Origin of the sequence: Kitasatospora sp. NPDC048286 (assembly GCF_043201735.1) — a bacterium.
GTDB lineage: Bacteria > Actinomycetota > Actinomycetes > Streptomycetales > Streptomycetaceae > Kitasatospora.
The window spans coordinates 120,771-133,546 of sequence record NZ_JBICZE010000018.1 but is presented as its reverse complement, the minus strand read 5'-3'; the positions used below and the strand labels follow the sequence as shown (position 1 = coordinate 133,546).

General features: G+C 72.1%; 9 protein-coding genes. 5 read left to right on the top strand and 4 right to left on the bottom strand.

The genetic code is table 11. The features are described 5' to 3' along the window. Positions 1-81 precede the first annotated feature (81 nt). Positions 82-870, bottom strand: coding sequence for an SDR family oxidoreductase (locus ACGF13_RS34305; RefSeq protein WP_392882895.1), 789 nt, complete (start codon positions 868-870; stop codon positions 82-84). 633 nt (positions 871-1,503) lie between these two features. On the opposite strand from ACGF13_RS34305, the gene ACGF13_RS34300 reads away from it, so the two are divergent. Continuing rightward, positions 1,504-2,736 (top strand): LuxR C-terminal-related transcriptional regulator, encoded by a 1,233-nt coding sequence (locus tag ACGF13_RS34300; RefSeq protein WP_392882893.1) that lies wholly within the window; start codon positions 1,504-1,506, stop codon positions 2,734-2,736. A 116-nt stretch (positions 2,737-2,852) separates the two neighbouring features. On the opposite strand, the gene ACGF13_RS34295 is transcribed toward ACGF13_RS34300, so the two are convergent. Next, positions 2,853-3,839 (bottom strand): helix-turn-helix transcriptional regulator, encoded by a 987-nt coding sequence (locus tag ACGF13_RS34295; RefSeq protein ID WP_392882891.1) that lies wholly within the window; start codon positions 3,837-3,839, stop codon positions 2,853-2,855. Positions 3,840-4,045: 206 nt separating this feature from the next. Here ACGF13_RS34295 and ACGF13_RS34290 point away from each other — a divergent pair, with 206 nt between their 5' ends. The 4 genes from ACGF13_RS34290 (at position 4,046) to ACGF13_RS34275 (ending at position 10,293) form a co-directional block, all read left to right on the top strand. Further along, positions 4,046-5,692 carry an MFS transporter gene (locus ACGF13_RS34290; RefSeq protein WP_392882889.1) on the top strand — a complete coding sequence of 549 codons (1,647 nt, stop codon included), beginning with the start codon at positions 4,046-4,048 and terminating at the stop codon, positions 5,690-5,692. Between the two features lie 263 nt (positions 5,693-5,955). Further along, positions 5,956-7,569: an alpha/beta hydrolase gene (locus ACGF13_RS34285; protein ID WP_392882887.1), complete on the top strand. Its 1,614-nt coding sequence runs from the start codon at positions 5,956-5,958 to the stop codon at positions 7,567-7,569. A gap of 254 nt (positions 7,570-7,823) precedes the next feature. Further along, entirely contained in the window at positions 7,824-8,990 is a 1,167-nt protein-coding gene (locus ACGF13_RS34280) for a serine hydrolase domain-containing protein (RefSeq protein ID WP_392882885.1), read from the top strand. A 118-nt stretch (positions 8,991-9,108) separates the two neighbouring features. Further along, complete coding sequence (locus tag ACGF13_RS34275; RefSeq protein ID WP_392882882.1) at positions 9,109-10,293, top strand: serine hydrolase domain-containing protein; 1,185 nt, start codon at positions 9,109-9,111, stop codon at positions 10,291-10,293. 181 nt (positions 10,294-10,474) lie between these two features. On the opposite strand, the gene ACGF13_RS34270 is transcribed toward ACGF13_RS34275, so the two are convergent. Further along, positions 10,475-11,176, bottom strand: coding sequence for a response regulator (locus ACGF13_RS34270; protein WP_392882880.1), 702 nt, complete (start codon positions 11,174-11,176; stop codon positions 10,475-10,477). Then, a complete protein-coding gene (locus ACGF13_RS34265; protein WP_392882878.1) occupies positions 11,173-12,408 on the bottom strand; it encodes a sensor histidine kinase in 1,236 nt (411 codons plus the stop codon). The genes ACGF13_RS34270 and ACGF13_RS34265 overlap by 4 nt, the downstream gene beginning before the upstream one ends. Positions 12,409-12,776: the final 368 nt, after the last annotated feature.

Below are 12,776 nucleotides of genomic sequence, written 5' to 3'. Positions count from 1 at the left end.
GTGGGGCCGGGCGCCGGCGGCCGGCCCCACGGGACGCCCGGTGCGCGGCGGGCACCCGGCGCGACGCGAGCGCCCGCGGGTCTACTCGAAGTGCCGCACCATCGGGTTGAGTTGCCGGTCCAGGACCTCGAAGCCGCCGTCCACCCGGATCACCTGGCCCACCGATCCGCTGAAGTCCTCGTCGGCGAGCATCGCGATGCTGCGGGCCGCCTCGTCGGCCTCGAGCAGCCGGCCGGACGCCGACCGGCTCTCCATGAACGTGCGGAGGTCGTCCGTCATGACACCCGCGGTGGCGTCGGTCCGCACCGCGCCGAAGGCGACGGTGTTGACGACGACCCCGTACTGGGCGGCGACTCCCGCGACGTGCCGACTGAAGGTGTTGAGCGCGGCCTTGGCCGTGGAGTGGGCCGCGACGGTGCCGATCGAGTCCGCCGCGGTGCTGGAGACGTAGACGATCCGGCCCCTGCGCTCCTCCACCATGGCGCCCAGCACGGCCTGGGTGAGGAAGTACGCTCCCGCCAACTCCCCGGTCACCTTCCCGATGAAGTGGTCCCAGGAGAGCGTGAGCAGGGGCTCGAACGGCGGGTTCACCGTGTTGGCGTTGCAGACCAGGGCGTCGAGGCGACCCCGGTCGGCGCGGACGCGGTCGAGCATCCCGGACACCTGCCCGGGGTCGCAGACATCGGCCCGCAGCGCCTGGGCCGATCCGCCCGCGGCCTCGATCGAACGCACCACCTCCGCTGCCGCGTCGGCGTTCTGACGGTAGTTCACGACCACGTGGTAGCCGCGCCTTCCCATCTCCCGCGCGGTAGCCGCTCCGATCCCGCGGCTCGCACCGCTGATCAGCACCACCCGCTGTGACTGCTCCACGTTTCCTCCCTGGTCCTGGGCGTCCGGGGTCTGCCCGTCAGGCGACCTTGGACCCGGACCGGCCGCGCTGTCTCTACGGGTCTCCACCAGATTCCCCGCCCCTCCCGCGGGGCTCCCGCGGCCCTCCCCCATGACCCCGGGGGGCTCGACGCCTTACCGCTTGTTTACCTTTTGACAGAAGCTTCGTATCGTGACATGATTCCCACACCGGGGCGTGGACCGATCGGTCCAGTATCAATAGAGATTCACCGCGCGGAGCTTTCAGAGCCAGGGGCCGCTCTCGGCAAGAGGGTTCACCCAAGGGCGGGGCGGCGGCCTCGTCACATTTTCCGACCGATATCACCGTCAAATCCCCTGCCGGCACCGGGGGCACGGCCCAGGTCGTGACTTCCCCGTTTCGCCGAGCAGTTCCCAGCCCGACCTCCGCCGACGGCCATCAATGGCGATGCCGCAGATCCCGAGGTCAGCCGCGGGCGGCCGGCCCGACGCGCCCCAGTCCGCGTCGTGCTGTGAAGTGGCACCATTCGTCAGCTATGGGGGTGGCAGAAAATGGCCGGAGACGATAGGAATTGCCAAACCACAAAGATCGCTACCAGAACCGATGAGGCCCCCGCGTTCCCGACGGCCAGGAACGTGGCGAATACCTACGTACCGGGAATCCCCCTCACCGAGAACCGCGCACTCCTGCCACCCGACGAGTTGAGTCTCGCCCTGAGCACCATCGAGTTCGCGAATCGCGGAGTCGACCGCGTGATGGTCAACGAGCAGGCCAAATGGCTGCTCGACACGGCGGAACCGCACCGGAACCCGCACCGCGCCTGGCTCGCGATCCTGGCCCTGCTCTACGCCGGAGACCTCGAATCCGCCGACGCGCAGTGCAGGAGGCTCAGGGACGACCCCGCGTGGACGGGCTCGGCCCCGCGCCGGGAACTGCTCACCCTGCTGCGGGCGCGGAGCAGCCTGCTCGCGGGGAAGGCCTGCCAGGCCGCGGACATGCTCCAGACCATGCTCGATCGCGGCACGTCCACGCAGTCGGCCTGCCTCGCGATCGCCTGGCTGATCGAGGCGCTGGTCCACCTCGGCGAACTCGACCGGGCGCACCAGGTACTGCTCGACAGCAAGCTGGCCGGCCCGCTCGACCCCGACCTGCCGGACCGCGCCCACGTCCTGGCCGCCCGCGGGGCCCTCCACCTGGCCGGCGGGCAGTTCCGGCACGCCATCGACGACTACATGGCGTGCGGCTGGGTCCTCGACACCTGCTTCGTCGTCAATCCCGCGGTGATCCCCTGGCGTTCGAGGGCCGTGTTCGGGGCGCTGGGCATCCGCCGGTACGACCTGGCACTCGCCCTCGCCGAGGAGGAACTCATCGCGGCGAGGAAGTGGGGATCGCCGCGCGGCATCGGCATCGCCCTGCACGCCGTGGGCGTGGCACGCCGGGACGACACCTCCGTCGCCGCACTCGAGGAGGCCGTGGCACTGCTGGCCCAGGGCCACGCGCGCACCGAGTTCATGCAGGCCCTCTACGACCTCGGCATGATGCAGATCCGGCGCCAGGACGTGTCAGCGGGCCGCAGGCGGCTCGTCGAGGCGGCCATGGTCGCGTACGAGTGCCGCAACGCCTTCTGGCAGAAGCGCATCCGCTTCGCCCTGGAACGCCTCCAGGCCCCCGCCAACACCTCGAAGCTCACCCGCCAGGAGGAGAAGATCGCCTACCTGGCCCGCGCCGGACACAGCAACCGGCACATCGCCCAGATGACCTGCCTGACCGTCCGAACCATCGAGTTCCACCTCTCCAGCGTGTACCGCAAGCTCTCCATCTCCGGCCGCCGGGAACTCGTCACCGCACTGATCTCCGTCCCGTCCTGACACCTCACCCCACCGGGCGCCGCCCGCCGCCCCGACCCCGGCGGGGGCGGCGCCCGGAACCCGAAGGAGTAGTGCAGGCAGATCCGCCGTCCGGAAGTACTCAGGCAGCCCGTCGCCTACCGGCCGTCCGTGATCAACCGCTCGCAGTCCGCGAGGCGGCCGATCACCTGGCGCGCCGCCTCGGCGAGTTCGGGTGGGCCTTCGACGGTGAACCGGCAGTTGAAGGTGACGAGGAAGCCGATGAGCGCCGACCAGGACCACGCCCCCATCCGGATCCGGGTGATCCGCTCGTCGATCGCCTCGAAGCTCGCCGCGCCCGGAGCCCACTTCGCCACCAGCGTCGCGGGGCACTCCATCAGGACGGTGCCCCAGCACGGCCAGGTGTCCGCGGTGTCCCCCCGGTCGGGCTGGCTCTGGACGAAGCTGGTGATGTCCGCCTCCGGCACTTCCCGAGGACCGAACCGCCAGGCGGTGGAGGCCAGTTGCCCTATGCGGTCGAGCCGGTAGGTGTGCCAGGAGTTCCTGCGCTGGTCGTACGCCACCAGGTACCAGCGACCGGACCAGACGACGAGTCGATGGGGTTCGGCCAGGACCTCGTCGTCCTCCACCGGGTCGCGGTCGATGGACCGGTAGACGAACCGCACCAGCTCGCGCTGCTGCGCGGCGACGCTCAGCTGCGCCAGCAGCGCGGGATCGACCTGGGGCGGGGCCAGCTCCCAGGCGTTCTCGATCTGCTCGATCGAGAAGGTCGCCAGCCTGCGGGCCAGGTGGGGAGGCAGGAGCTCCTTGATGGAGTTCAGCGCCCGCTTCGTGGCGTCCCCCATGCCGGTCACCGAGGCCGGAGCTGTCTGCAGGGCCAGCGCGATGGCGATGGCCTGCTCGTCGTCGACTATCAGCGGGGGCAGCCGCGCTCCGCGGGACAGCCGGTAGAAGCCTGAGGGGCCCTTGCGCGCCGTGACGGGATAGCCCAGTTCGCGCAGTCGGTTGATGTCGCGCCGGACCGTCCGCGGGGACACCCCCAGCCGCTCGGCCAGACCGTCACCGGTCCACTCCTTCTGGGCCTGAAGCAGGCTGAGCAGTTCCAGCGTTCGGTTGGCGATCACGGACTGCCCTCCGGGTCGGTGTGAGTAGAGGTCAGAATACGTCCTCTTCTTCTGGCAGGGTGCCAGTGGCTCGGAGGCGGGACGCCTCCCCGGCACCCCAGTACCTCGCCCTCGGCGACGGAACCGGGTGCACCCATCGAACAGAACGGAGGAACGCTGTGTCCGAGAATCCGGCTCGGCCCTCACCCACCAACCGGGACGCGTGGTTGGGCCTTGTCGCCATTTCCCTCGGTGTCTCGCTGGTGGTCGTGGACTTCACCATCGTCAACGTGGTGATGCCGCCGATCATCGACGACCTGGAGATCTCGGCCTTCGGCGCTCAGTGGATCCAGGAGTCCTACGCGATCATCCTGGCCGCCCTGCTGCTGGTGATGGGCCGCTTCTCGGACATCCTGGGAGCGCGCAGGCTGTTCGTGGTCGGGACCGTGATCTTCGGGCTGGCCAGCATCGCCGCGGCGGTGTCGCCCACCGGGGAACTGCTGATCGCCGGCCGGTTCGCGCAGGGTGTCGGTGGCGCGATCATCATGCCGACCTCGCTGGCGCTGCTCAACCTGACCTTCCAAGGGCCGGACCGCGGCAAGGCGTTCGCCATCTGGGGGTCGACGATCGGGGCGGCCGCCGCGGTCGGACCGTTGCTGGGCGGCTGGCTCGCCGACTACTCCTGGCGGTGGGCCTTCGGCATCAACATCGTGGTCGTCGTGCTGATCCTCGTCGGCATCATGAAGTTCCTCCGGCCCTCCCCCCGCCAGCCGGGACGGATCGACGCCATCGGCTCGGTGCTGTCGGTACTGGGCCTCGGACTTCTCGCGTTCGCGCTGATCGAGGGACGCAACTACGGGTGGTGGGAACCGCGCAAGGACTTCGGTCCCTTCGGGGACGGCACGGGCCTGTCGGTCATCCCGGTCGCCCTGGCCGTCGCGATGGTGTGTCTCGCCCTCTTCCTGTTCCTCCAGGTACGGCTCACCCGGGGCAACGGTACGGCGCCGCTGATGGACACGTCGCTGTTCGGCATCAAGTCCTTCAGCACGGGCAACATCGCGACACTCGTCATCGCCCTGGCCGAGTTCGGCATGCTCGCCGTGCTGCCGCTGTGGCTCCAGTACGCCCTGGACTACTCCCCGGTCCAGACCGGGCTGCTGGTCTTCGTCGTCGCGGTCGGCAGCTTCTTCGCGAGCGGCGCGAGCTTCGGCATGGCCCAGAAGACCGGGCCGATCGGCCTGGTCCGGATCGGCCTGGTCCTTGAGGCCGCCGGCCTGCTGATGTTCGGCCTGCTGGCCGGCAGCGACTCCCAGTGGTGGGTCATCGCCATCGCCCTGTTCCTGTACGGCATGGGGGTAGGCTTCGCCACCGCCCAGGTCACCAACGTCGTCCTGGCGGACGTGCCGCCGCGGCAGGCCGGCCAGGGCTCCGGAATCCAGAGCGCCGCGCGCCAGCTCGGCTCCGCACTCGGTATCGCGGTCCTGACCTCGACGTTCTTCACGGCACTGGCCTCCGACCTGTCGGACCGGCTCGTCCGGCAGGGAACACCCGAGGCCGCCGCCGACCAGCTGTCCTCGGCGGTCTCCGACAGCGCCGGCGCGATGATCTCCGGGCTGGGCGACAACCCGCGGACGGCGTCCGCCGCCGACGCCGCCCGCGACGCCATGTCCCACGCTGTCCAGATCAACGGCTACACCTGTGCCTCGCTGCTCGCCCTCGGCATGCTGGCGACCTTCCTCATCCCCCGGCCCAAGCAGGGCGCCCAGCAGTGGGGAGAGGGCAGTCCCGCCGACGCGGCACCGGACGCCGACCACACCGGCCGGCCGGCCCCACGGAGTCCGGCCCACAAGAGCCACGACGGGCAAGCGGCGTGAAAGGAGAGCGCGAGGTCGACCACCGGGACGAAACTACGACGCAATACGAACTCTGCACCATCCAAGGACAGTTCGGCGTCTACGCTGAAGTACTTGTACCGCAGAGCCGTCTCGATGACGGCCTCGGGGTCCAGGTGCTTCGCTTCGTCCCGGGTGCTCCACCACGACGAATCCGGCCCGGGGGCGGAGAAGGAAAGGCTGATCACAGGGGCTCTCCTCCGCTGGTTCTGCGGGGAAGAGGTCCACGTCGCCGAGGAGGCCTCATGCCCGACCCCCAGCGCAGCCGCTCCGCTCCCGCCGCCCGACGGCCCCGGATCCTCCGGCGCACCGTCGCGGCCGGCCGCGCCCTCACGGCCGGCCTCGCTCTCACGGCCTGCCTGACCGCGCCCGCCGCCGCGACCCTGCCCGCGCAAGCCGTGGAAGGCCTCGCCCGGGGGCTCGACCGCTACTACGGGCAGCACCTCGACTGGCACGGCTGCGTCCTGGGCCCGGACGACCAGGACGGTGCCGCACTCGAACGGGCCGGCGCCCGCTGCACGGACGTCACCGTGCCGCTCGACTACGCGAACCCCGGCGGACGCACTGTCACGCTGGCGCTCTCCCGGATCAAGGCCACCGACACCCGCCACCGGATCGGCGCGCTGCTGCTCAACGACGGCGGCCCCGGCAGCCCGACGCTCGGCGCACCACCCCGGGTGCACGCCGCCCTCAAGGAGACCGCCGACCGCTTCGACATCGTCGGGCTGGACCCGCGCTTCGTCGGCCGCAGCGCGCAGATCGACTGCGGCTGGCCCGTCGGCTTCAGCATCCAGTCCTCCGGGACCGGCCGGGCGGGCTTCGAACGCCAGGTCACTCTCCAGCGGGACCTCGCGGCCAGGTGCCGCTCGGCGGCCGGCGATCTGCTGCCGTACGCGAGCACCCGCGACACGGCCCGGGACCTGGACGTGGTCCGGGGCGCGCTCGGCGAGCGGAGGATCTCCTACCTCGGTCTGTCCTACGGCACGTACCTCGGCACGGTGTACACCCAGATGTTCCCGGGCCGCGTCGACCGGATGGTCCTGGACAGCGCGCTGGACCCGGGCCACGTCGGCCCCGCGCTGGTCCCGAGCCAACTGCCCGGGCTCGAGCACGCGTTCGCCGACTGGGCGGACTGGACGGCGGCCCGCCACGGCACGTACGGGCTCGGCCGCACCCGCGAGGAGGTGACCGCCGGGATCCTGCACACCGTGGAGACGGCCGCGAACCGCCCGCTCGTCGTCGGCACCGGCGCCGACGCCTTCGAACTCGACGACTCCCGGGTGCCGTTGCTGCTCTTCGCGGGGCTCCAGGGCGACTCCGCCCCGGAACGGGCCTCCCTCGCCGAGCAGGTGGCGATGCTCGCCGAGGCTGCGGCGGGCCGGCCGGTCACCCCGACCGCGGACACCACCGCCCTGCTGCAGTTCCTGTTCAGCCCGCAGGGGTCGCCGGCCGGCAGCGCCATGCAGGCCATCGCGTGCGCGGACGGAACCGCGTCCCGCGACCCCGAAGACTACTGGCGCGAGATCGAGCGCAGTCGCGCCGAGAGCCCGCTGTTCGGCCCGCTGCTCGACAACATCACCCCCTGCGCCTTCTGGGACCGCCCGCGCGAGGCGCCCACCCAGGTGCTCCGCGACGCCCGGGCGCTGATCCTCTCCGCCACCGGCGACCCCCGTGCCCCCTACCGCGGCGGCGTCGCCCTGCACGACATGCTGCCCGGCTCGCGCCTGCTGACCCTCCAGGGCGCCAACCAGCACCAGCTGTACGGGATCTACGGCAACGCCTGCGTGGACGACACGGTCAACGCCTACCTGGCCGGCGGACGCCTGCCGGACACCGACCCGACCTGCACCCGCCAGTAGCCGGCCGCCTTCGGTGCGGGCCCGCGGACGCGGGGCGGCCGGTGTCCTGTCGTGGGAGAGGAGTGCGAGCACTCCTCTCTTGCCGGGGTCGATCGGCGCCCCCGGCCAGGAGTACGGTCCTGGCCGGGGGCGACTCCCGGAGTCTGCTCCCGGGCGCGGTTTCGTCCTGAGCGCGGACGAACTCCCCTGCCCCCGAATGGTCCTCTTGATGAAGGCCGGGAATCACCGGCGCCATTCATCGGAGGGGTCCTTTCGTGTACGAGCACGCACCGCACAGCCGTTTCCCGCTCTCCCGCCGCGGCGGCCGGCACCGGGCGGTGGCGGTCGTGACCGCCGTGGCCGCCGGGGTCATGGCGGCCGGGGCGCTGGCACCGACCGCGGCGTTCGCGGGCGGCAGGCCGGACAGTGTCCAGTCGGGCCTGAACGCGCTGGTGAAGGACGACGGCGTGCCCGCCGCGCTGGCCTCCGTCAAGGGCCGCGACGGCCGCACCCGCAGCTACACCGCCGGCGTCGGCGACCTCGCCACCGGAGCCAAGGTCCCCGTGGACGGGCAGGTCCGGATCGGCAGCAACACCAAGCCCTTCACCGCCGTCGTCGTCCTCCAGCTCGTCGCCGAGGGAAAGGTGGGCCTGGACTCCCCCGTCGAGACCTACCTGCCGGGCCTGCTGCGTGGCGACGGCATCGACGGACGCGTCATCACCGTCCGTCAGCTGCTCCAGCACACCAGCGGCCTGCCCGAGTACGTGAACAAGGACATGATCCTCGCCGGACCGACGCGGTACTACGAGCCGCGCGAACTGCTCGACCTGGCCCTCGCCCAGAAGGCCCACTTCGCCCCGGGCGCGCGCTGGGAGTACAGCAACACCAACTACCTGATGGCGGGCCTGATCGTCCAGAAGGTCACCGGGCGGCCGCTCGGCGAGGAGATCAACCGGCGCATCGTCGACCGCATCGGCCTGCGCCACACCTACTTCCCCACCCCGGGGGACATGGGCATCCGCGAGGCCCACCCCAAGGGCTACCACCAGGAGGCCGACGGCTCGTTCCGCGAGTACACCGAACTGGACCCGTCCTGGGGCTGGGCGGCGGGCGCGGTCGTCTCCACCAACAGCGATCTCAACGCGTTCTTCGGCGCGCTCCTCGGCGGCCGGCTCCTGCCCGCGGCGCAGCTCGCCGAGATGCGCACCACCGTCCCCGCCGAAGGAATGGACCCGGGGATCGGCTACGGACTGGGCCTGATGAGCATGCCGCTGTCGTGCGGTGGCGTGTACTGGGGCCACGGCGGGACCATTCCGGGCTACGAGAGCTCCGGGGGCGCCACCGACGACGGCCGCGCCATCAGCCTCACGGTGACCATGATCCCGGGTGACACGGTCAAGAAGCACGTGGGGGCCACCGTGGACTCCGCCCTGTGCCGCTGACCTCCCTCCCCGATCCGGCCTGAGCATCCGCGCCGGTACGACCGGCGGGTTCTGCGCGCACCTGCGCGCAGAACCCGCTCTCCCCACCGATTCCCTTTCGCAGCACAGGAGTTCCTCCGTGAACGAGCACGTACAGCACGACCGGGCCGACCGGCGCCGCCACGGCGGGCGCGGCCGGCGCGGGTTGGCGGCGGCCATGGCCTCGCTGGCCGTCGGCGTCGTGGCGGCCTCGGCGGTGGCGCCGACCGCGGCGTTCGCCGGCGGCAGGCCGGACAGCGTCCAGTCGAGCCTGAACGCGCTGGTGAAGGACGACGGCATGCCCGCCGCGCTGGCCTCCGTCAAGGGCCGCGACGGCCGCACCCGCACCTACACCGCCGGCGTCGGCGACCTCGCCACCGGAGCCAGGGTCCCCGTGGACGGGCAGATACGCGCCGGCAGCAACACCAAGGCGTTCACCGCCGTCGTCGTCCTCCAGCTCGTCGCCGAAGGAAAGGTCGGCCTCGACTCGCCCGTCGACACCTACCTCCCCGGCCTGCTGCGCGGCGACGGCATCGACGGCCGCGCCATCACCGTCCGCCAGCTGCTCCAGCACACCAGCGGCCTGCCCGACTACATGGAAGACCCCGCGGTCTCGGACTTCGCCGCGATCCAGTACCACTACTTCGAGCCCCGCGACCTCCTCGACGGCGCCCTCGCCCAGAAGGCCCGCTTCCCCGCCGGCACCGAATGGGAGTACAGCAACACCAACTACATCGTCGCCGGGCTCCTCGTCCAGAAGGTCACCGGACGGCCCGTCGGCGAGGAGATCACCAAGCGCGTCATCGACCGCATCGGCCTGCGCCACACCTACTTCCCCACCCCCGGGGACATGAGCATCCACGAGGCCCACCCGCACGGCTACTACCGCAGCTCGCCGGACGCGGCTCCGGTCGACTACACCGAGGCGGACTCCTCGGCGGCCTGGGCGACGGGGGCGATCGTCTCCACCAACACCGACCTCAACGCGTTCTACGCCTCGCTCATCGGCGGCCGGCTCCTGCCCGCGGCGCAGCTCGCCGAGATGCGCACCACCGTCCCCGCCGAGCTCCTGGGCCCGGGGGTCCGCTACGGGCTGGGCCTGCAGAGCAAGCCGCTGTCGTGCGGCGGCGTCCTCTGGGGCCACGGCGGCACCACCGCGAGCTACCGCTCCCGCAACGGGGTCACCGACGACGGCCGTGCCGCCGCCATCACGGTCACCACCATCCCGGGCGCGGTCGCCGCGCAGCACATGGCGGACGCCCTGGACGCGGCCCTCTGCCGCTGACCCACCCTCGGGGTGCGGTGCACGCCCAGGCCCCGGCAGTCACGGAACGTCGGAACGACTCCGTGACTGCCGGGGCCTTCTGCCCGCTCTCCCTCAGCCCGTCAGCCTTCTGCGAGGCCTCCCGGCCGGGCCCGACCCGGTCCTACCCGACCCGTTCCGACCCGGTGCTACCCGACCCGCTTCAGCCCGCCGGGTTCGCGCCCCGGGCCTCCACCAGGCCCGACTCGTAAGCCGCGATCACCGCCTGGGCGCGGTCGCGGACACTCAGCTTGGCGAAGATGCTGGTGATGTAGTTCTTGACCGTGGAGACGCTGATGCCCATCGCCGACGCGATCTCGGCGTTGTCGAGGCCGGTGGCCAGCAGGTGCCACACCTCGACCTCGCGGGGCGTCAGTTCGCCGAAGTCGGACACCGGCACCGGCGACGGCGTCCGCGGCAGGCGGGGCGTGGTGACGTAGGTGGAGATCAGCCGGGTGAGCAGGCGCGGAGCCACCGCCGCCTCCCCGGTGTGCACGGTGCGCACGGCCGCCGAGAGCTCCTCCGGGGAGACGTCCTTGGGCAGGAAGCCGGAGGCGCCGGCGCGCAGCGCGGCCACCACGTACTCGTCCATGTCGAAGGTGCTCAACGCCAGGACCCGGCATTCGGGCAGCTCCCGCGCGATCCGCTCGGTCGCCTGGACGCCGTCGAGAACCGGCATCCGGATGTCCATCACCACGACGTGCGGCCGGTGCAGGTGCGCGAGGTCGACCGCTCGCTGCCCGTCGTCCGCCTCGGCCACCACCTCGAACGCCGGGTCCGGTCCCAGGATCAGGGCCAGGCCCCGCCGCACCAGCGGCTGGTCGTCCGCGATCAGCACCCTGATCCGCTCCGGGGTTCCCGTCATCCGAGCCGTTCCTCTCCGCCGCCTGGCGCCACCGGCAGGCTGGCCACCACCCGGAAGCCACCACCGTCGACACCGCCGGCCACCATGCTGCCGCCCTGCAGCGCGACGCGTTCGCGCATGCCGATCAGACCGTACCCGGAGCGGCCCGCCCTCGGTGCGGCCGCACCGCCCGCCCCCGCCAGGGCTCCCACCAGGGCGTCGGCCGGCGTGCCGGCGCCGTTGTCGGACACCTCGACGGTGACCCGGTCCGGGTGGTACGTCAGCAGGACCCGCGCCTGGGCCCGGCCGGCGTGCTTGCGGGTGTTGGTGAGGGACTCCTGGACGATCCGGAACACCGCCAGGCCGGTGCTCGGCGGCAGCGGACGCTCCTCCCCCAGGACGGCGAACTCCGTGGGCAGACCGGCCCTGCGGGACTCCTCGACGAGCCCTTCGAGGTGCCCGACGCCGGGCTGCGGCGCGGCCGGCGCCCCGTCCGCCTCCTCCGGCGCGTCGCCGGCCCGGAGCACGTCGAGCAGTTGGCGCATCTCGCGCAGCGCCATCCGCCCGGAGCCCTCCAGCGTGACCAGGGCGTCGCGCACCACCTCGGTGTCACGCCCGAGGTTCGCTCGGGCGCCGCCGGCCATCAGCTGCATGGTGGTGATGTGGTGGGCCACGATGTCGTGCAACTCCCGTGCGATGCGGCGCCGTTCCTGCGCCACCGCGCGGTCAGCCAGCAACCTGCGCCTGACCTCCACCTCCTGCTGCCAGCGCTTCAGCACCTCGGCGGCGCTGATGACCAGCGCCGCGGCGAGCACGTTGGCCGCCACGTCCCCGACCGGAGGGGGCAGCGGATGTCCCGGGCCCACCAGGGGCACGGCGACCGCCACCAGGCCGGCCGGCGCCGCCACCGCGATGCCGCGGGAGCGGGCCACGGCGAACAGCGCGACGCACAGCGTGCAGTTGAAGTGGTGCGGCACCGGCCCGCTCAGGTTCAGTGCCAGGCCGAGGGCCAGCACGACCGCCAGTGACGCCAGCGGGTAGCGGCGCCTGGTGAGCAGCGGCATGGCCGCCAGTACGAGCAGGACCAGCGCGGTCAGGGCGACCGGCCGGCTTCCGTCCGGACCGCCGAGCCCGTAGCCGAGGAGGTCCAGGGCGGCCGCCCCGACGGCCAGCAGTCCGTCACTGGCCGTCCAGGGCAGGCCGTCGGTTCTCGGCGACGGCGGCGGGGGCGGGGGCTCGTGGTGCGTCGACATGCTGGTGCTGGTCCTTTCTGTGGCCGGTCGGCACTGGCCTCCGCCGGTTCACCGCGACCGTCGTCCGTCCTACGTGAGCCGCGTTCCCTGTGCCACGAGCCGGGTGCCGGGTGCCGGGTGCCGTTCCCGCGACGGCCCGCGGCCCCCGGGAGGAAGCCTCCGCGGCCCATTCTCGCAGCGGCCCCCGGACCCGGGCGGGTACCCCGGACCGATCCCCGACCAGGCCCCTGGTCCTGGTCGGGGCCGTGTACCGGGCCCGGGTCCCGACGGCGTTCTCCTCCCCCGCTCGGACGAGAACGCCCGGTACGCCGTGATGGTCTGGAGACGTGCCGGAACCCCCCGGCTGAAGCACCGAAGCCGGAGGACAT

Coding starts and splice junctions, on each gene's coding strand:
- ACGF13_RS34285 (WP_392882887.1), top strand. CDS start 5,956: ATGCCCGACCCCCAGCGCAGCCGCTCCGCTCCCGCCGCCCGACGGCCC.
- ACGF13_RS34270 (WP_392882880.1), bottom strand. CDS start 11,176: ATGACGGGAACCCCGGAGCGGATCAGGGTGCTGATCGCGGACGACCAG.
- ACGF13_RS34265 (WP_392882878.1), bottom strand. CDS start 12,408: ATGTCGACGCACCACGAGCCCCCGCCCCCGCCGCCGTCGCCGAGAACC.